This is a genomic window from Roseomonas sp. KE0001 (genome assembly GCF_016107285.1).
GTDB lineage: Bacteria > Pseudomonadota > Alphaproteobacteria > Acetobacterales > Acetobacteraceae > Pseudoroseomonas.
The window spans coordinates 49,748-68,098 of record NZ_RCVQ01000004.1 but is presented as its reverse complement, the minus strand read 5'-3'; the positions used below and the strand labels follow the sequence as shown (position 1 = coordinate 68,098).

The 18,351-nt window shown below is 74.4% G+C and carries 10 protein-coding genes; 3 read left to right on the top strand and 7 right to left on the bottom strand.

The window, feature by feature from the left end; translation table 11 throughout:
- Positions 1–72: 72 nt before the first annotated feature.
- From D9598_RS21465 to D9598_RS09570, 6 genes are all read right to left on the bottom strand, one after another.
- On the bottom strand, positions 73–3,894 hold the full coding sequence (locus D9598_RS21465; RefSeq protein ID WP_198366254.1) for a cellulose biosynthesis protein BcsC: 3,822 nt from the start codon (positions 3,892–3,894) through the stop codon (positions 73–75).
- Positions 3,891–8,474 carry a UDP-forming cellulose synthase catalytic subunit gene (bcsA, locus tag D9598_RS09590; protein WP_198366253.1) on the bottom strand — a complete coding sequence of 1,528 codons (4,584 nt, stop codon included), beginning with the start codon at positions 8,472–8,474 and terminating at the stop codon, positions 3,891–3,893. The genes D9598_RS21465 and bcsA overlap by 4 nt, the downstream gene beginning before the upstream one ends.
- Positions 8,471–9,487 (bottom strand): cellulose biosynthesis protein BcsQ, encoded by a 1,017-nt coding sequence (gene bcsQ / locus D9598_RS09585; RefSeq protein WP_304621602.1) that lies wholly within the window; start codon positions 9,485–9,487, stop codon positions 8,471–8,473. The genes bcsA and bcsQ overlap by 4 nt, the downstream gene beginning before the upstream one ends.
- A 9-nt stretch (positions 9,488–9,496) precedes the next feature.
- Positions 9,497–9,784: a hypothetical protein gene (locus D9598_RS09580; RefSeq protein WP_198366252.1), complete on the bottom strand. Its 288-nt coding sequence runs from the start codon at positions 9,782–9,784 to the stop codon at positions 9,497–9,499.
- Positions 9,785–10,199: 415 nt separating this feature from the next.
- Entirely contained in the window at positions 10,200–11,282 is a 1,083-nt protein-coding gene (locus tag D9598_RS09575; protein WP_198366251.1) for a glycosyl hydrolase family 8, read from the bottom strand.
- Between the two features lie 85 nt (positions 11,283–11,367).
- The gene (locus D9598_RS09570; protein WP_198366250.1) at positions 11,368–12,066 is read right to left on the bottom strand and encodes an alpha/beta fold hydrolase; all 699 of its coding nucleotides are present in this window, start codon (positions 12,064–12,066) and stop codon (positions 11,368–11,370) included.
- 172 nt (positions 12,067–12,238) lie between these two features.
- On the opposite strand from D9598_RS09570, the gene D9598_RS09565 reads away from it, so the two are divergent.
- The 3 genes from D9598_RS09565 (at position 12,239) to D9598_RS09555 (ending at position 16,873) form a co-directional block, all read left to right on the top strand.
- On the top strand, positions 12,239–14,065 hold the full coding sequence (locus tag D9598_RS09565; RefSeq protein WP_370591983.1) for a DEAD/DEAH box helicase: 1,827 nt from the start codon (positions 12,239–12,241) through the stop codon (positions 14,063–14,065).
- Positions 14,066–14,282: 217 nt separating this feature from the next.
- Positions 14,283–15,476 carry an acyl-CoA dehydrogenase gene (locus D9598_RS09560; RefSeq protein ID WP_198366249.1) on the top strand — a complete coding sequence of 398 codons (1,194 nt, stop codon included), beginning with the start codon at positions 14,283–14,285 and terminating at the stop codon, positions 15,474–15,476.
- A 98-nt stretch (positions 15,477–15,574) separates the two neighbouring features.
- The gene (locus tag D9598_RS09555) at positions 15,575–16,873 is read left to right on the top strand and encodes a class I SAM-dependent RNA methyltransferase (protein WP_198366248.1); all 1,299 of its coding nucleotides are present in this window, start codon (positions 15,575–15,577) and stop codon (positions 16,871–16,873) included.
- A 61-nt stretch (positions 16,874–16,934) separates the two neighbouring features.
- On the opposite strand, the gene D9598_RS09550 is transcribed toward D9598_RS09555, so the two are convergent.
- Positions 16,935–18,302, bottom strand: a complete 1,368-nt coding sequence (locus D9598_RS09550; RefSeq protein ID WP_198366247.1) for a hypothetical protein — start codon at positions 18,300–18,302, stop codon at positions 16,935–16,937.
- Positions 18,303–18,351 lie beyond the last annotated feature (49 nt).

Genomic DNA, 18,351 nt, shown 5'->3' with positions numbered 1-18,351 from the left:
CCGAGACTGTTCTTGGAGGGGAACCATGCCGGGGCGGCCGCGGCGCCGCAAGGCGCCGGGCCGCGCCGCGCCTCAGTTCTCCAGACGGTAACGCGCGTAGATCAGCCCGCGCGCCTCGCTCCAGTCGGCCGAGCGGTCGTAGCGCAGCGCCGCGCCGAGGCGCAGCACCGGCGTCACCTGGTACTCGGCATCGGCCCGCAGCCCGCCCGTGAAGCCGGTCTGGGACTGGCCGGGGTAGTAGGCGCTGACCTGGCTGTCCGCCCGGGCGCGCGCCTCCATATAGGCCTGCGCCCCCGCCTCGGTCGGGAAGATCGGCGCGCGATCCTCCCGCCAGGAGGCGAAGCCGACCGTGCCGCCCAGGCGATAGGAGAGCGCGCCGGAACGGGCGCGGTAATCCAGGGGGATGGTCGCCGCCATGTAGGATTGCGGGCTGTAGTAGCCGCCATGGCCGATGCTGAAGAAGCGCAGGTTCTTGTCGTAGGACTGGTAGAGCAGGTCGAGCCCGGTCACCAGCTCCTCGTCCGGGCGGCGGAACAGGGCGTGGCTGAGGCCGGCGCCCGCCTCGACCCGGCTGTTGTCCGCCACGCCATCGCCCTCGATCGTCGAATAGCCGCCGCCGACATAGAAGTTCGTGTCGCCGGAGCCGAACTCCACCTGCCCGCGCGCGGTGTTGCGCACCACGCCACCCCAGACGCGGCCCGTGGTCGCGTCGCGCATCCCGGCCCAGGACAGCATCGAATCGGTCATCGCCCGGCGCTCGCCGGTGACGCGCAGCCGCGCCCCGCCGCCCAGCGCCGGGGCGAACTCCACGCCACCCACGACATTCTGTTTGCGGAAACCGAGCGGCGTGCTGCCGACATCGGCCGAGAGATTGTCCCGTGTATAGGCGAGGCCGACCGACACGCCCGAGGCCGAGGTGTCGCGCGGCAGGAACTGCCGGGCCTGGCTGGCCGGCAGGGCATTGGTCGAATCCCGCGGCAGCCCGGCGTTGAGCAGGACCTCGCCCGCGGCGGCCTCGGTCAGCGCGTTGCTGCCGAAGCGCTTCAGGCTGCCGGTGTCGAGCGCGAGGTCGCCCGCGTCGATGGTGGTCGGCCGAGCCCGCAGCGCGATGCGCCCGCCGATGCCGCCCACCGCGGTCGAGACCTCGGCCTCGCCGCTGAACTCGGTCAGCCGGTCGAGGCCGGCCGAGCCGGTGCGGCTGCGGATCACCGGCCCGGCGGTGATGCGGGTGCCCGCCTCCTCCCTGGCCACCGCCAGCTCACGGTCGATCTGCTCCAGCAGCGGATCGGTGGCCGGCATGGTGTAGCCGCCGCCGGCCACGGAAAGGCCGGCCCCGGCCAGGGCCACGCGGCGGAACGGGTTCTCCGCGCCGGAGGGCATGGCGGGCGCCGCGGCGGCCGGCGCGACCGCCCCGGCCATGCCGCCGCCCAGCTGCGCCCGGCGCTGCTCGGCGGCCAGCTCGAGCGCCCGGCGGGCGCGGCGGGCATCGCCCGAGGCGCGGGCCAGCCGGGCCTCCATCATCGCGGTGCGCGGATCGTTCGGGGCGAGGGAACGGGCCTCGGCCAGCAGGGTCTCGGCGCGGCGGCGGTCGCCCAGCGCGATGGCGGCATCCAGCGCCCCGGCCCTGGCCTCGGCGTTGCCCGGGTCGCGGCGGAGCACCGCCTCGGCGATGCGCAGCGCCTCGCGCGGCTCGCGCGCGCCCTGGTAGAGCCGGGCCAGGGCCAGGTTGGCGCCGGGATCCTGCGGGTTCTCGCGCAGCGCCGGAACCAGCTGGTCATAGGCGGCGGCCTGATCGCCGGCCTCGTTCAGACGGTCGCTGGCGCGCACGGCGAGGCCGCCCCGCAGGCCGGCGACCCGGCGCCGCTCGTCGGCGGTCAGGCGGCTGTCCTGCGCCAGGTCGGCGACGACCAGCCCGGCCTCCTGCTCCAGCCCGGCGGTGAGCAGGGCCTCGCCCAGCGCCAGCCGCCCGGCCGGCGGGGCGCCGCGATTGACGGCGCGCGCCACCCGCGCCGCCTCGGCCGCGGCGGCCCGATCGCCCAGCCCGGCCAGCGCCTCGACCACCAGCCCGGCCGTCTCGCCCGAGGGGTCGGGGCGCGCGGCGAGGCTCATCAGGCGGCGCCGCGCCTCGTCCGGCCGGCCGTAGCGCGCCGGCTCGGCGGCGGCCGCGACCTGCTCCTGCAGGCGGACGCGCTGCAACAGCCGGTTCTGGTCGGCGCTGCGCAGCCGCGCGGGGATGCGCTCGATCCAGCCGGCGGCGTCCTGCGAACGCCCCTCCTCGCTGGCGAACAGGGCCGCGGCGTGCACCGCCTCCGGCTTGCCGGTGGCGGCCAGCTGGTCAACCAGGGCGCGGCCCTCATAGGCGGAGCCCTGCCGCGCCAGCAGCCTGGCCAGATCCAGGCGAATCCAGGGATTGTCGGGATCGGCCTGCGCGGCCGCGTGCAGCAGGGCGACGGCGGAGGCCGGATCGCCGGCGCGGCTTGCCTCGGCGCGCAGCCCCTCGGCCCGCTGGGTGGCGAGACTGGCGGCGAAGCGGCCGCCGCGCTGCTGCGCCAGCTGCTCCGCCTCGGCGAAGCGGCCCTGACGTTGCAGCGCCTCGTAGAGACCGGCCAGGGCCGGCGCCAGCTCGGGGCGGCGCGACAGCGCGGCGCGGTAGCGCTGCTCGGCGCCCGCCGGATCGTCGCGACGTAGCGCCAGATCGCCCAGCAGCACCTCGGCATCCGGCCGGTCGCCCCCCTCGCGGCGGGCCATGCGCTGCAGCAGCGCCTCGGCCTCCTCGACCTGGCCCCGCTGGATCAACGCCCGCGCCTGGGCCATCTCGACCCCGGCGCTGGCGCCATCCAGGGCACGGCCCCATTTCCGCCGGCCCTCCGCGGGATCGGCGGCGATGGCCTCGGCCAGCAGGCGCCGCGCATCCGCCGTCCGGCCCTGGCGCTGCCGGACCAGGCCCAGCCCGCCGGTGGCATCGGCATCGCCGGGACGCTCCGCCAGCACCGCCTCGAACGCCTGCGCCGCCTCGGCCAGCCGGCCGGCATTCAGCGCCGCGAAGCCGCGCACCCGCGCCGCCCCCACCTCGTCCACCGAGCCGGGGGGCGGGTTGCGTGCCTCCTCCAGCCGCTGCCGCACGGCGGCATCGTTGGGGTTGCGCCGGAGATACTCCTCCAGCGCCGGCACCGCCTCCGGGTTAGGCCCCTCCCAGAGCAGGGCGTCGCGCAGCGCCGCATTGGCGGCGGTGGCGCTCTCCGGCCGCTGCGCGAGGTTGCGCAGGCGGCGCTCTCCCTCGGCGCGGGAGGCCTCGCGATAGGTCAGGATCTGCGCATAGGCGAGGGCCAGGCGCGTGTCGTTGGGCCGCTCCTGCGTCAGCCGCTCCATGGCCTGGCGCGCCTCGGCATAGCCATCCGGCGTGCCGGCCAGCGTCTGATAGTACTCGATCGCGTAGGAATCCGGCGGCACGGTGCCGCCGAAGATCTGACGGTAGCGCGCCAGGGCCTGCGCGGCCTGGCCCGACTGGGCCAGGCGCCGCGCCTCGGCCACGGCGGCCGGGTCGGCCATGGCGCCGCGCACCTGGCGCGAGGCGGCGGACAGGCGCGGATCGGAGGGCGCCAGCTGCCGCAGCCGGGCGAGGTAGCGGTTCGCCCCGGCGCTGTCTCCCGCCCCGGCGGCGGCCTCGGCGGCCAGGGTCAGCGCGTCGATATTGTCCGGGTCGGCCTGCAGCAGCCGCTCCAGCGCCTGCAGCGCCCGGTCCGACTGGTTCTGGCTGCGCCAGTAGCGCGCCTGCTCCAGTAGGACGGCGAGGGCATTGCCGCCCTCCTGCGCCGCGGCGGGCCCGGGCGGCAGCAGGGGCAGCAGCGTGGCCGACAGGGCAGTCGCCAGCAGGCGGGCGCGGAGGCGGCTCATTGGGTCCGGGTCCTGAGGCGAAGCGCGGCGCGGCGGCGCAGCAGCCAGTAGGTGGGCATGGCGACCAGCACGGCCGCCACCAGGGCCAGCAGCAGCAGCATGTCCGGCCGGCTGCCCAGCCAGTACTGCGGCCAGAGATAGGGCGGCAGGTGGCCGAGGGTGTAGGTGGCGCCGATCTTGTAGGAGGTGACGCGGCCGCCGCTCGCCAGCGCCAGGTCGCCCTGGATCGCGGAGAGCTGCTGCGGATCGCGCAGCGCCGCCAGCATGGCCTCCATGCCTTGCGGATTGGTGCCGCTCAGCGCCACCACGGAGCGTCCGGCGCTGAGCGGGCTCTCGAAGCCGATCAGCATGCCGGTGCCCTCGCCCGGCGAGGCCAGGCTGGCCTCCAGCCGTTCCCGCTCGGCCGGGCGGCTGTCGCCCAGGAAGAGGTTGCGGAAGTTCTCCAGCGCCGTCGGCAGCGAGACGGCGATGCGGTTGCCCTCCACCTGCAGCGGGCTCCGCCCGCCGAGCAGCGAGGACAGGGCCGGCTGCCGCCCCAGGGCGCCGATCACCAGCAGGTCACGCCCGCTCACCTGGCTCAGCGCGCCCGGCCGCACCACCTCGATCCGGGTCGCGGCATGGCCCACATTGGCGGCCATCTTGCCGAGCAGCGTCAGGAAGGAGGAGATCTCCAGCGTGTTCGGCCGGTCGGGCAGCACCGCGGCGGTCGAGGAGAAGTCCGCCATGGTGCTGAAGGGAAAGCCCGAACCGGCGAAGAAGGCAAGGTTCGGCATGGCCGCGAAGCGGTGCGCGCGGCCCAGGTCGATGGTGCTGTCCGGATCGATGCCGGCACGCACGTCGCTCGGGATGGCGACGCAGTCGCCCCGGTTGAGCGGGCGCATGTCGAAGCGCATCTGCAGCTCGTTCTGGCCGAAGATCAGGTAGGGCGGCAGGCCGACCTGCCCCTCCCCCACCTCGGCCGGCTGGCCGAGGCCGGTCTGGCGCGCGAGCCAGCTCCAGGGCCAGGTCGGCTCCGCCTCGCGCAGCGGGATCGAGCGCAGGTAATTGCCGTTCAGCGCGGTGTCGAGGCGAGAGACCGAGACGTCGGTGATCGGGCCCGGCGGCGCGCGGAAGCGCAGCTGCACCGGCAACGGCCGGTCGCGCCAGGTGTAGATGTCGGGCGCGGTGCGGAAGGGCACGGCGATGGTGCCGCCGGAGAAGCCGTAGCTCTGCAGCTCGGAGGGATCGACCAGTTCGCCGAAGCGCATCGGACGGTCGTCGCGGATCCAGCGCGGCGCGTCATAGGGCTTGCGCGGGGCGAGCTGCGGCGGCTCGACGCGGGCGATCTCGCCGGCCAGCCCCTCCTGCCCGACGGTCAGGCCCTGGGCGGCGGCCACCGCCTCGGCCGGGGTACGGCCGCCGACCACCAGCAGCACGGCATCCGGATCGGCCGGGTTCGGCACGATGGCGAGCGTCGGCCCGTCCAGCCGGGGCAGGGCGAGGCCGGGAATGCCCTCCGGCCCCGCCACCAGTACCATGGCGTTCCCGCGCGGCGGCACGGCGCTGCTGACCGGGAAGTTCGCGCCCCGGTAATCGGCCTGCACGGCGAACCAGGAGCTGGCGATGGCGGCGGCGCGCAGCAGCTCGTTGCCGGCGCCCTCCGGCAGTACCACAGGCAGGTTCAGCGCCTGGTTGCGCAGCCGCGCGTCGAAGAAGGGTTCCGGCAGGCGGGCGAGATCCCGCCGCAGCGGCAGTTGCTCGATCGTCAGGTGCAGCGCCGAAAGGTCGGAGATATTTGCCCAGAGCAGACCCGAGAGCGGGTCGTTGCACTCCACCGCGTAACGGCCGGTGAAGCGGAAGTTCAGCCGGTTGGCATCGGTGAAGAACACCGGATTGATGGGAAATTCGAGCGGGCCGAAGCTCGGCCGCGCCCGATCCGGGGTGACGGCGGCGACGAACTGCTCGTTCAGCGTGATGGCGATCTGACTGAGCTCGGGGATCAGCGCCGGGCTGCTGGCGCCCTGCAGCACCAGCTTGGCGCCGGTCACCACCTCGTTGGCGCGCAGGCCGAAGAGCACGCCCTGCAGGTCGTTGGTGCCGCGCAGCTGCATCGGCCCGGTCAGGCCGAGCTGGCGCAGCGTCCGCGTCTCGACCCGGGCCTCGCTGCCCGTCGCGGCCAGGGCCGGCGGGCTGGCGGGCGCCAGGGCGGGCTCGGCGACCGTCTCGGGGGCCGACTGGAGCGCGGCCGGGGATTGGAGCAGGGATTGGGGGGCGGGCTCGGGAGCGGCCGCGGCCGGGGGCGCGGGTGGCGCCCGGCGTTGCGCGGCGGCGGGGAGCGGCGCCAGGCCAAGGCCGAGGCCCAGGCCCAGCAGCCAGGCCACCGCGGCGATGCGGCGCGCCTTGCCGGTGGGCGGCGGCACCAGCCGCTCCGCCGGGCGCGCGGCGGCCACGGGCGCGGCCTTGGCGATGGCGGAGGCGGCGCGGGCCCGGGCGCGGCGCTCACGCCGCCCGCGAAGCGAGATCTGGCTGTCGCCGCGGAACAGGCCGGTGATGCTCACCGCCACCTCGAACATCGCGCGCATCGGCCGGTCCCGGCGCACATGGTCCCAGTCCAGCCAGGCATCCGCGCGGCCAAGCACCGTGCGGACGATATTGCCCTCGTCCATCAGATCCCTCGGGGTGAAGCGCAGCTGCAGCCGGCCGGCATCCCAGCGCAGCGTCGCGGCCGGAATGGCGACGCGGTCGGCGCCCAGTTCGAACTCGATGTCCAGCGGCCCGGCGGGCACGCCATCCTCCGGCAGAGGCACCGCCAGCGCGGCGCCGCCGAGCGAGAGGTTCTCGCTGCGGCCGGCGACGCGGCGGCCATCCGGCAGCACCACCACCACCGGCACCACCGCATGCACGCGGGCGCGCTCGCGCACCTGCCGCCGCTCGCGCCCGACGGCGATGCCGGCGGCCACCGTGACCAGCGACAGCACCACCCAGATCGAGTTCAGCGCGTTGGCCTGGAACTCCAGGCTGCCCCATGGATTGGTGAGCATGCCATAGGCGCCGGACAGCAGCCCGAGCATCAGCACCAGGGCGAGGATGAAGTTGGCCGAGACGGCGCGGAAGTCGAAATAGCCTTCCTGCAGCGTGCCGCCCTTGTCGGTGACGTTGAACTTGCCCTTCTTCGGGTCGAACAGCGTGGTCAGCACGACGGGCAGCAGGTAGAGCGCCAGCACCGTCTCATAGATCTCCGACCAGAAGCTGTGCCGCACCTTGCCCTGCAGGCGGCTGTTGGTGCCGACCGAATGCACGATATGCGGCCCCGCATAGGCCAAGATGGCGAGCGGCGACGCGGCGATGATGCTCTGCCCGAAGAGCAGGAAGGCCAGCGGCGCGGTGAGGAAGACGAAGCGCGGCAGCGGGAAGAGGAAGTGCCACTGGGCGTTCAGGTAGCAGAGCCGCTGGTAGAGCTTCAGCCCGGGGCCTAGCAGCGGGTTGTCGACGCGGAAGATCTGCACCATGCCGCGCGCCCAGCGCATGCGCTGGCCGATGTGCGAGAGCAGGCGGTCGGTCGCCAGGCCGGCCGCCATGGGAAGGCGCAGATAGGCGGTGCGCCAGCCCAGCCGCTGCATCTTCAGCGAGCAGTGGCAGTCCTCCGTCACCGTCTCGGTCGGCACGCCGCCCACCTGCAGCAGCGCGGTGCGGCGCAGCACGGCGCAGGAGCCGCAGAAGAAGGTGGCGTTCCAGAGATCGTTGCCCTGCTGCACCAGCCCGTAGAAGAGCAGCCCCTCGTTGGGGATGCGCTTGCCGGAGGCGAGGTTCCGCTCGAACGGGTCCGAGGAGTAGAAGTGGTGCGGCGTCTGCAGCATGCCGATGCCGCGGTCGCGCATCATCCAGCCGATCGAGAGCTGCAGGAAGGACCGCGTCGCGACGTGGTCGCAGTCGAAGATGACGATGTACTCGCCCGAGGTCTTGGTCAGGGCGTGGTTGATGTTGCCGGCCTTGGCGCCCTTGTTGTCGGGGCGGATCATGTAGCCGCAGCCGATCTCCTCGGCGAACTTGCGGAAATCCTCCCGCCGCCCGTCATCGAGGATGTAGACGTTCATCTTCTCCGGCGGCCAGTCCATCGACAGCGCGCCGAAGACCGCGGGCTTCACCACCTCGAGCGGCTCGTTGTAGCTCGGGATGAAGACGTCGATGGTGGGCCATTGCTCCGGGTTGGCCGGCAGCGGCACCGGCTTGCGCTCCAGCGGCCAGAGCTGCTGGAAGTAGGACAGCAGCAGGGCGATCACGGCATACATCTCGGCCAGCAGCAGGCCGGTGCCGAGGAAGGTGCCGATATAGCCGGAATAGTCGAGCGTCTCGGTCAGGCGCCAGTAGACGTAGCGCATCGAGACCAGGCACGAGAGCGCGACCAGGACGAAGAGCGCCCCCCGGCCGCGCGCCCGGCCGATGATGAGGAAGGCCAGGAAGCCGGCCAGGGCCAGCCAGGCCTGCTGCTCGGGCTCGAGCGGCGCGACGATGAAGATCAGCCCCAGGAGGCCGCCGAGGGAGGCCAGCAGGATGCCGAGCGCGGGCGAGCGCGCCAGCGTGCTCCGGAAGAAGTATTTCATGCCCGCCACCCGGCCCAGGCCGGCGCCTGCGGGGCCGCCTGGTGCGGCGCGGGCGGCTGCGGACCATAGGGCTGGGCCGGAAGGGCATGTCCCGGCGGTGCCTCATGGGGCGGCGGCGCGGGATAGGGCGGACCGCCATAGGGTGGCGGCGCCGGCTGGGGCTGGGCGAAGGAGGGTGGCGTGAAGGGGGGCTGCGCGAAGGGGGGCTGCGGGAAGGCGGCGGCGGGATGGACCGCCGGCTCGGCCACCGGCCCCTGCGACAGCACCGCCAGCGCCTGCGCGATATGCTGCAGGTCCCGCGCGGCAGCGGAGGCCGGGGCCACCTCGCGCAGCGGGCGCATCTGCGCCAGCGCCTCGGCCAGGCTCTCATCCTGACTCACCGCGCCCAGCAGGCGCGGCCCCAGATGCTGCGCCACGGCCTCGGCGGCGGTGCGTGACAGGCGGGACTGCATGGCGACGCCGTTCAGGACGAAGTGCAGGCGGTTGGCGAAGAGCGCGGTGACGGTGCCATGCCCCAGGAAGCGCCCGCTCTCCACCTCGCCCAGCATGGCGGCGCTGATCGCCTCGCTGCGCAGCACGGTCACGATGACGGCGGCCAGCGGCGCGGTCAGGGCCAGCACCTGGCTCGGCCCCGGCGGCAGGTCGGCGATCACCGTCAGGTTGGGATCCGCCAGCATCTCGCGCAGCGGCTGGTGCAGCAGGCCGGGATCCTGCTCGAGCATCAGGGCCTGCTCGAGCGAGGCGCGCAGCGGCATCGCCCCATGCGGCAGCAGCATCAGGCCGTTCGGCATGCGCCAGATCATCTGCCGCCAGTCGGGGCGCCGCGCCAGCGCCGCCATGAAGCCGCCCGGCTCCGCCAGGGGCAGGCCGAAATGCAGCCGCGCGGCATTCTGCGGATCGAGGTCGAGCAGCAGCACGGGACGGCCCGACTGCGCCAGCATGTCGGCCAGGTTCGCCGCCAGCGTGGTCTTGCCGACGCCGCCCTTGGGGGATGCGAAGATGATCAGAGGCATGTTCTGTCCTCAGGCCTGGCCGGGCTGGCGCAGCCCGCGGAGCAGTTCGAGTGTACCGTTGGGCATGGCGCGGGGCGGTGCCGGCACCGCCGTCTCGGGCGGCGCCGGGATGGCATGACCCGTGCCGAGCGCCGCCAGCAGGCCGCCCTGCGCCGGCGGCGGGGAGGCATGGAGCTGCGCCAGCAGGGCCGGGCCGCCGGCGGGGGCGCGGCGGTGCTCGGTCGGGGCCGTCGGCGGGGCGCTCAGTGCCGCCAGACCCTGGCGGATCAGCAGCGGCAGGGCCGCGGGCGGGGACACGGCCTGGGAGGCGGGCGGAGGAAGCGGAACGGCAGGCGGCACCGCCTGCAGATACGGCGGCGGACCGCCGGCGGGCGGTCTCGCGGGGACAGGCGCCAGTTGCGCCATCAGCGGAGGCGTCTCGGCGGTGGCGGCGGCGAGAGGAAGGGAAGCCGCCGGGGCCGGGGGCTCCGGAGCCGGTGTCCCGGCGGGCGGCACCTGCGCATCCGGAAGGGGCGCGGGCGAGAGAGACCGCCGCACCGGCAGATTGCCATAGGAACGGTAGCGCCAGAACGGCATATGCAACATCGACGCGATTCGATCCACATCCGCGTCCTGTTTCGCGCTCATAAGCCCCTCTAACACAGCCGTTGCGGGAATGTATTGTGATGAACCCTAGGAGGGCTAGAGTTTTCGTGCGAATTTCCAGCATCATTCAACCAGACGGTGAATCCGCAGCGGCCAGCAGGACCATCACCCGCAGGATTTCCGGGTAGTACTGGTAGGGCCTTTCCGCCTTGAGCGGGGGGCCGCCGCCGGAGCCCTGCCCGGTGCGGACCGCCACGAAGCGCGTCACCGCCTGCAGGCCGGGCGGCGCCGGATAGGGCGAGACGGCATCGCTGGTCAGGTCGGCCCAGACCGGGACATGCCGGTGGGCGGGATCGGTCCAGAAGCGGGCCGCCGCGCGGCAGACCGGCTCCTCCGCCAGCCCCGCCCAGCAGAGATAGAAGGGAACCCGCAGGGCATCGTAGGAGAAGCGGGGCGGCCAGCGTCCGGGCAGGCAGAGCGCGCCGCTGCGCCGGTCGATCTGCAGCCAGTCGGGCGCCAGGTTCCAGCGGCCGAATCGCGCCTGCCGCAACAGTTCCAGCCCGTCCGCCGCCAGCCGCAGCCAGAGCGGGTCCGGCACCGCGCGGGCCAGCACGCCGAGCAGCGGGAAGGCGTAGTAGGAGGGGTTGACGATGATGCTCTCGGCTTCCTCGAAGCCGTGCAGGCCGGGCAGCAGCAGCACCCGACCGGCGACCTGCCGCACCAGCAGCCGCAGCACGTCCTGCGCCATGGCGCCACCGGCCTCGGCATAGCGTGGCTCGGCCCAGCGCTGCGCGGCCAGCAGCAGGGCGGCGGCGGCGAAGATGTCGCCGTCCGTGGCGTTGTTGCGGTCGGCCACCGGCTGCGGCGCGCCCGGCTGGAAGCGCCAGGCCAGCAGCCGGTCGTTCGGCCGTGCCAGGGTGCGGCGCGTCCAGTCCCACAGCCGGTCGAAGCTGGCGCGGTCGTCGCAGCGCTCGGCGCAGAACATCGCCCAGCCCTGCCCCTCGGAATGCGAGATGCCCTGGTTGCCGGTGTCCACCACCCGGCCCTCGGGCCGCAGCAGCGCCTGGCGGAACTGCCCCCAGGCGGCGAGCCCTTCCGGCGGCGCCGCCGTGCCGGCGCGGGGCATCCCCGGCGTGGCCCGGGCCGGCTCCGGCAGCGCGGCCAGCGTCAGTCCACTCAGCAAATGCCGTCGTGTGGGGGTCGGGACCATGCCGGCAGGCTAGGCCGGCCGCCTTTCAAGACCATGAATCGGCGGGGGCCCGCCGCCTCAGCCCAGCTGCTTCAGCCCGGCCGCCTCAGCCCAGCAGCCAGTCGCGCAGCAGGGCGGTGCTCTCGGCCGGCCGCTCCATGGTGGGCAGGTGGCCGGCCCCCGGCAGGCGGGCCAGCCGGGCGCCCAGAATGCCCGCGGCCATCTCCTCGGCCAGCTCGGGCGGCGTCAGCACGTCCTGTTCGCCCACCGCCACCAGCGTCGGCACGCCGATGCCGGGCAGCATGGGCCGCGAATCCGGCCGGTGCAGGATGGCGAGCTGCTGGCGCAGGAAGGCGTCGCGCCCGACGCGGTCGGCCATCGCCCGCACCTCCGCGCCGAGCGGTCCGGCGACGTGGTCGGGATGCAGCAGGCTGGGCAGCAGGCGTGGCGTCACGCCCCTGAACTGGCCGGTGCGGGTCAGCGCCATCAGGCCACGCCGGCGGCGCGAGGCCTCCTCGGTGTCCGGGCGGGCCGAGGTGTCGAACAGCGCCAGCCGCGTCACCCGCTCCGGCGCCTGGCGCAGGATCTCGAAGGCGACATAGCCGCCCATCGACAGGCCGGCCAGGGCGAAGCGGGGCGGCGCGGCGGCCAGCGCCCGTGCCGCCATGCCGTGCAGCGTGTCGTCGCGCGTCAGGTCCGCCACCTGGCAGGCGGCGAGGCCGGCCAGGCCGGCGACCTGGTCGCGCCAGAGGCGCCCGTCGCAGAGCAGGCCGGGCAGCAGGAGGAGATCGTGTCGCGCGGGCATCACCCTCCTCCGCTACCCCGCCCTCCGCGCGGCCGCAAGCCGTCGAGAACCTTGCCAAGCCGGGCCGGTCGGCGCATATCCCCGTGACCATTGCCGGAGAGAGGGCTGCGCGGGCTCCGCGCGGTCGCCGGCACGCATCCCGCCGCATGTCCGGCGAAGGAACCGACTGCCCTTGAGCGATCAGCCCGATGCGGCCGCGCACCGCGTGGCCGAAGATGAGTATTCCGACGCCCTGACCACCCCGGCCCCGGTTGCCCCGGCGCCGGCGGATGCCGCCGCGCCGCACCCGGACGGGTCCGTGGCCGTGGCCGCCGCCGAGCCGCCCGACCCGGAGGATGGACCGGGAGAGGAGCCAGGGGAGACGCCGGAGGCCGGCCCGCGCGCCGTCTTCGCCGATCTCGGCCTGTCCGAGGCGCTGCTGCGCGGCGTGGCCGAGGCGGGCTATGTGCACCCGACCCCGATCCAGGAGCAGGCCATCCCGGTCGTGCTGATGGGCCGTGACGTGCTCGGCTGCGCCCAGACCGGCACCGGCAAGACCGCCAGCTTCGTGCTGCCGATGATGGACATCCTGGCCGGCTCCCGCGCCAAGGCCCGCATGCCGCGCAGCCTGATCCTGGAGCCGACGCGCGAGCTGGCGCTCCAGGTGGCCGAGAACTTCGTCAAGTACGGGCAGCACATGAAGCTGACCCATGCCCTGCTGATCGGCGGCGAGAGCATGTCCGACCAGCGCGACGTGCTCGACAAGGGCGTGGACGTGCTGATCGCGACGCCGGGCCGGCTGCTCGACCTGTTCGAGCGCGGCCGCGTCATGCTGGCCGATTGCAAGGTGCTGGTGATCGACGAGGCCGACCGCATGCTGGACATGGGGTTCATCCCCGATGTCGAGCGCATCGTCTCGCTGCTGCCGCCGCTGCGCCAGACGCTGTTCTTCTCGGCCACCATGGCGCCCGAGATCCGCAAGCTGGCCGACGCCTTCCTGCAGAACCCGAAGACCATCACCGTGTCGGCCCCCGCCTCGGTGGCGACGACCATCACCGCCGGCCTCGCCTTCGTGCAGCCGCACGACAAGCGCGAGGCGCTGCGGCGGCTGATCCGCTCGCAGGACGTGCAGAACGCCCTGATCTTCTGCAATCGCAAGCGCGATGTGGACGTGCTCTACAAGAGCCTGTCGAAGCATGGCTTCGCCGTCGGCGCGCTGCATGGCGACCTGCCGCAGTCGGTGCGCTTCGCCACGCTGGAGAAGTTCAAGGCCGGCGAGCTGCGCCTGCTGGTCTGCTCCGACGTCGCGGCGCGCGGCATCGACATCGGCGGCCTCAGCCATGTCTTCAACTTCGACGTGCCGTTCCGCGACGAGGACTATGTCCACCGCATCGGCCGCACCGGCCGGGCGGGGCGGGAGGGCCATGCCTTCACCCTCGCCACGGCGGATGACGTGAAGCTCGTCGCCGCCATCGAGGCGCTGACCGGTAAGCCGATCCCGCGCATCGAGATCGAGGGGCTGGACACCGTCTCCGCCGAGGAGCTGGCCGAGGCGGCGAGCGCGCCGCGCGGTGGCCGGGGCCGGGGCCGCAGCACCGGCAAGGGCCGCGGCGGTGACAGCCGGGCCGGCGAGGGCCGCGGCGGGGATCGCCCCCGGCGCGAGGCCGGCCGAGGCGAGACGGGCCGGAGCGAGACGGGCCGAGGCGAGATGGGCCGCGACGAGGTGCAGCGGCGTGGCCAGCGCCGCCCCGGCCGCGGCGAGGCGCCGCCGCCGGTGGCGGCCGAGGAGGCCGCGCCGCCGCCACGGCCCGAGCGGGCGCCCCGCGAGGAATGGCGCGCCCCGCGCGAGGATGGCCGCCAGGACCGCCGCCGCGACCATGCGCGCCGCGACCGGGACGATCTGGGCCCGGCCGTGAAGGGCTTCGGCGATGCGGTGCCGGCCTTCATGCTGATCCCCATCCCCCGCCCGCAGCGCGATACCGGCGCCGACTCCGGCGGGGGCCAGGAGGCCGCTGCCTGAGACCCTTCCCGGGGAGAGATCCCCGGGGGGTTCCCTGGAGAGGGCGGCCGTGCCGCCGCGCGCTCCGCCGCCCGATTGCCGAGGCGCGCGAAGGGCGCCAGATTGCGCGTGATCGGATCTCGGAACGGTCCCGCAGACCCCATTCGGAGGAGGCGCCCTTCCGCTGGCCGGAGCGGGCGCCGCCTCCCGCCGACCCCAGCCGCTGGAGAGAAACGCTATGAACGCCGTGACCCCATCCGCCCGCCCCGCCTTCGTGTGGGACGACGCCCTCCTGCTGGAGGACCAGCTCACCGAGGATGAGCGGATGATCCGCGACGCGGCGCGCGACTACTGCCAGGGCAAGCTCTTCCCGCGCGTGCTGGAGGCCAACCGGCACGAGGTCTTCCACCGCGAGATCATGAACGAGTTCGGCGAGATGGGCTTCCTCGGCGCCACGCTCGACAGCCATGGCTGCGCCGGCGTCAACTACGTCTCCTACGGGCTGATCGCGCGCGAGGTGGAGCGCGTCGACAGCGGCTACCGCTCGGCCTTCTCGGTGCAGTCCTCGCTCGCCATGTTCCCGATCTGGGCCTATGGCACCGACGCGCTGAAGGACCGCGTGTTGCCGGGGATGCAGAAGGGCGAGCTGGTCGGCTGCTTCGGCCTGACCGAGCCCGATGCCGGCTCCGACCCCGGCTCGATGCGGACGCGGGCGAAGAAGGTCGATGGCGGCTACCTGCTCTCCGGCTCCAAGACCTGGATCACCAATTCCCCGATCGCCGACGTCTTCGTCGTCTGGGCCAAGGACGAGGCCGGCGACGTGCGCGGCTTCGTGCTGGAGAAGGGTGCCAAGGGCCTCTCCGCGCCCAAGATCGAGGGCAAGTTCTCGCTGCGCGCCTCCACCACCGGCATGATCATGATGGAGGAGGTGTTCTGCGCGGAGGAGAACAAGCTGGACGTGAAGGGGCTGAAGGGCCCGTTCTCCTGCCTCAACCGCGCCCGCTACGGCATCGCCTGGGGCGCGCTGGGCGCCGCCGAGTTCTGCTGGCACGCCGCGCGCGACTACACCATGGAGCGCAAGATGTTCGGCCGCCCGCTGGCCAACACCCAGCTCATCCAGAAGAAGCTGGCCGACATGCAGACCGAGATCACCCTCGGCCTGCAGAGCGTGCTGCGCCTCGGCCGGCTGTTCGACGAGCACCGCGTGGCGCCGGAGATGATCTCCCTCTGCAAGCGCAATTCCTGTGGCAAGGCGCTCGACATCGCCCGCGTCGCCCGTGACATGCACGGCGGCAACGGCATCGCCGATGAGTACCACGTGATCCGCCACGTCATGAACCTCGAGGCGGTGAACACCTACGAGGGCACGCATGACGTGCATGCCCTGATCCTCGGCCGCGCCCAGACCGGGCTGAACGCCTTCGGGGCCTGAGCGCCCGGACCCGGCGGTGGCGGCCTCCCCCGCCCTCCGCCGGGTCCGCTCCTCTCCGGTCCGGCCTCCCGGCCCCTGCCCCGTCCCTGCCCGGACCCATGACCAGCACCGATCTCGACATCACCGGCCTCGGCGCCGGCGGCGACGGCCTCGCCCGCCTGCCGGACGGCACGCCCTGCTTCATCCCCGGCGCCCTGCCGGGCGAGCGCGTCCGCGCCGCGCCTGGCGCCCGCCGCGGCGAGGGGGTGGCGGCGCGGCTGGAGACGCTGCTCGCCGCCTCGCCCGACCGCGTCGTGCCCCCCTGCCCGCATTTCGATCCGCGCGGCGAGGCCTGTGGCGGCTGCCAGATCCAGCACTGGGCCGGCGCGCCCTATGCGGCCTGGAAGCGGGCCCGGCTGGTGGAGGCCCTGTCCCGCGCCGGCTTCGCGGAACCCGCCGTGGCGGAGCCGGCGGTCACGCCGCCGGCGACGCGGCGGCGCGCCGACCTGGCCCTGCGCCGCGGAGCGGATGGCGCGGTGACGCTCGGCTTCCACCGGCGCGGCGCCGCCGCCATCGAGGATCTCTCGACCTGCGCCGTGCTCGACCCGGCGCTGGTGGCGCTGTTCGATCCGCTGCGGGCGATGCTGCGCGGCCTCGGCGCCTTCCGCCGCGAGGGCTCGGCCCTGCTGAACCTGCTCGACACCGGCCCCGATCTGCTGCTCCGCCTGGACGGCCGGCCGGGCACCGCCGACCGCGCCACGCTGGCCGCCTTCGCCGCCGCCCAGGGGGTGCCGCGCATCGCCGCCGGGCCGCTGAAGGGATCGGCGCAGGAGACCATGGCGCAGCTTGGCCCGGTCTCCATCGGCTTCGCGGGGGTGGCGGTGGCGCCGCCGCCGGGCGCCTTCCTGCAGGCGACGCCGCAGGGGGAAGCGGCCATCGTCGCCGCCGTGCTGGAGGGGCTGCCGAAGCTCGCCGGCCGCGCGCGCATCGCCGAGCTGCATGCCGGGCTCGGCACGCTGAGCTTTCCCCTCGCCGCGCGCGCCCGCGTCACCGCCTATGAGGGCGCGCCGGAGGCGGTGGCGGCGCTGGACGCGGCGGCGCGCCGGAGCGGTGGCCGTGTCACCGCGGTCCGGCGCGACCTGGCGCGGCAGCCGCTCTCGGCCAGGGAGCTGGAGGGCTTCGCCGCCCTGGTGCTGGACCCGCCCTTCGCCGGCGCCGCCGAGCAGATGCCGGCGCTGGCCCGTAGCGGCCTGGCCCGCATCGTCTATGTCTCCTGCAACCCGGCGGCGCTGACGCGCGATGCCCGGCTGCTGGCGGCGGCCGGCTGGCGGCTGGAACGGGCGGTGCCGATCGACCAGTTCCTCTGGTCCGGCCAGCTGGAGGCCGTCGTCACCTTCGCGCGCGGCCGCCCGGGATGAGGCACGCCCAAGCGGGCGGATGGAAGCCGGCGGCGAGGGCCCGGCAGGGGCTGGCCGCCTTCTAGAAGGGGTTCGCCGAGCCGGGATCGGCGGCCGGTCCCGCCCCGGTGTCGCGCAGGTCCCGCAACAGGGCGGCGACCTCGGGCGTGTCGCGGCGATCCACCAGGCCGAAGCTCGGCTGCCGCGCCCAGATCACGAAAAGCGCGTTGGCGAAGACCGGCGTCGCGGTGGCGGCGAGGTTGCGCAGAAAGGCTCCGCCCAGGGCCGGCAGCCGCTCCTTGCTCACCACCACCCAGTCCCACGCCTCGGCGCCATCGCCCGGCGGTCGCGCATAGGGGATGATGTCCGGCAGCCGGGCGGCGAAGAGGGCGGGGGCGAGAATCCGGTCGCGCGGCAGCACCCGCTCGAGGAGGAAGCCGGCGGCATCCTCCCAGAGCGGATCGCCGGCGGGGAAGTCGGGCGGGTCGGCCCGGTCCTCGCCGCGCCGCAGACGCAGCCGGCGGCGCGCCTCGGTCAGGGCGGCGGCCTGGGGCGGCGGCAGGCTGCCCTCATCAAGGCCGTCCAGCAGGGCCTCCGCCGCCGCCTCCGACGCCTCGTCGAGCAGCCGGTGCGCCCGCTCGATCCGCAGGCCGGGCGCGGTGTTCCCCGCCTCGATCGCCTGGCGCACCAGCCGCGCGGCGGCCGCCTCCCCCCGCCGGCGACGCAGCGCGGCGGCGAGGTTCTCCACGTAGTCGGCCGAGAGCAGGCGGCCCTGGCGCAGCCCGTGGCGCAGCGCGGCGATGTCCACCGGCCCCTCCAGCGCGGCCCGCAGCAGCGGCGCCAGGGCGCCGGCCTGCAGCACGAAGCGCAGGGAATCATGGTTGGCGAAGGGCGTCGGCACCGTGACGACCGGGCCGGCGGCGCGGATCAGCGCGGCGTGCCGGGCATCCTCGGGAAAGAGCGGATCGTGGAACAGCAGCGCCTGGCCGCGCAGATCGCCGGGCCGCAGGCGCATGCCGGTGTGCAGCGCGGCCTGGAAGAAGGCCTGGCTGCGGCGCGGATCGAAGGCGCCGACATCGGCGGGGCTGATGGAGTACTGCGGCGCGAAGGCCAGCACCACATCCGCCCGCAGCCGGGCGGCGTGCTTGAGCGCGGCGTAGGCGCCCATGCTGAAGCCATAGAGCACCACGCGGCGGTGCGCCGCCAGCAGGGGCTCCAGCCGCGGCGACAGCAGCGCCATGTCCTCCTCGGGGAACCAGCTGTCCCGGTGGTCCACCAGGCCCAGCAGCGAGGCGCCGAGCCGGGCCAGGAAGGCACGGCCCCAGATGGCGCGCTCGGCCTGGCGCGGCGCGAGGGAGACGATCAGCCCCTCGCCGCCCGGCTGGTAGAGCGCGGCGACGCGGCCGGTGTCGTGCAGCAGGGTCGCGGTCGGCGATGCGGACAGAAGCAAGCGAGGATCCCCGGGGCACAGGCAACCAATGAGAGCAGGACCTGGATTC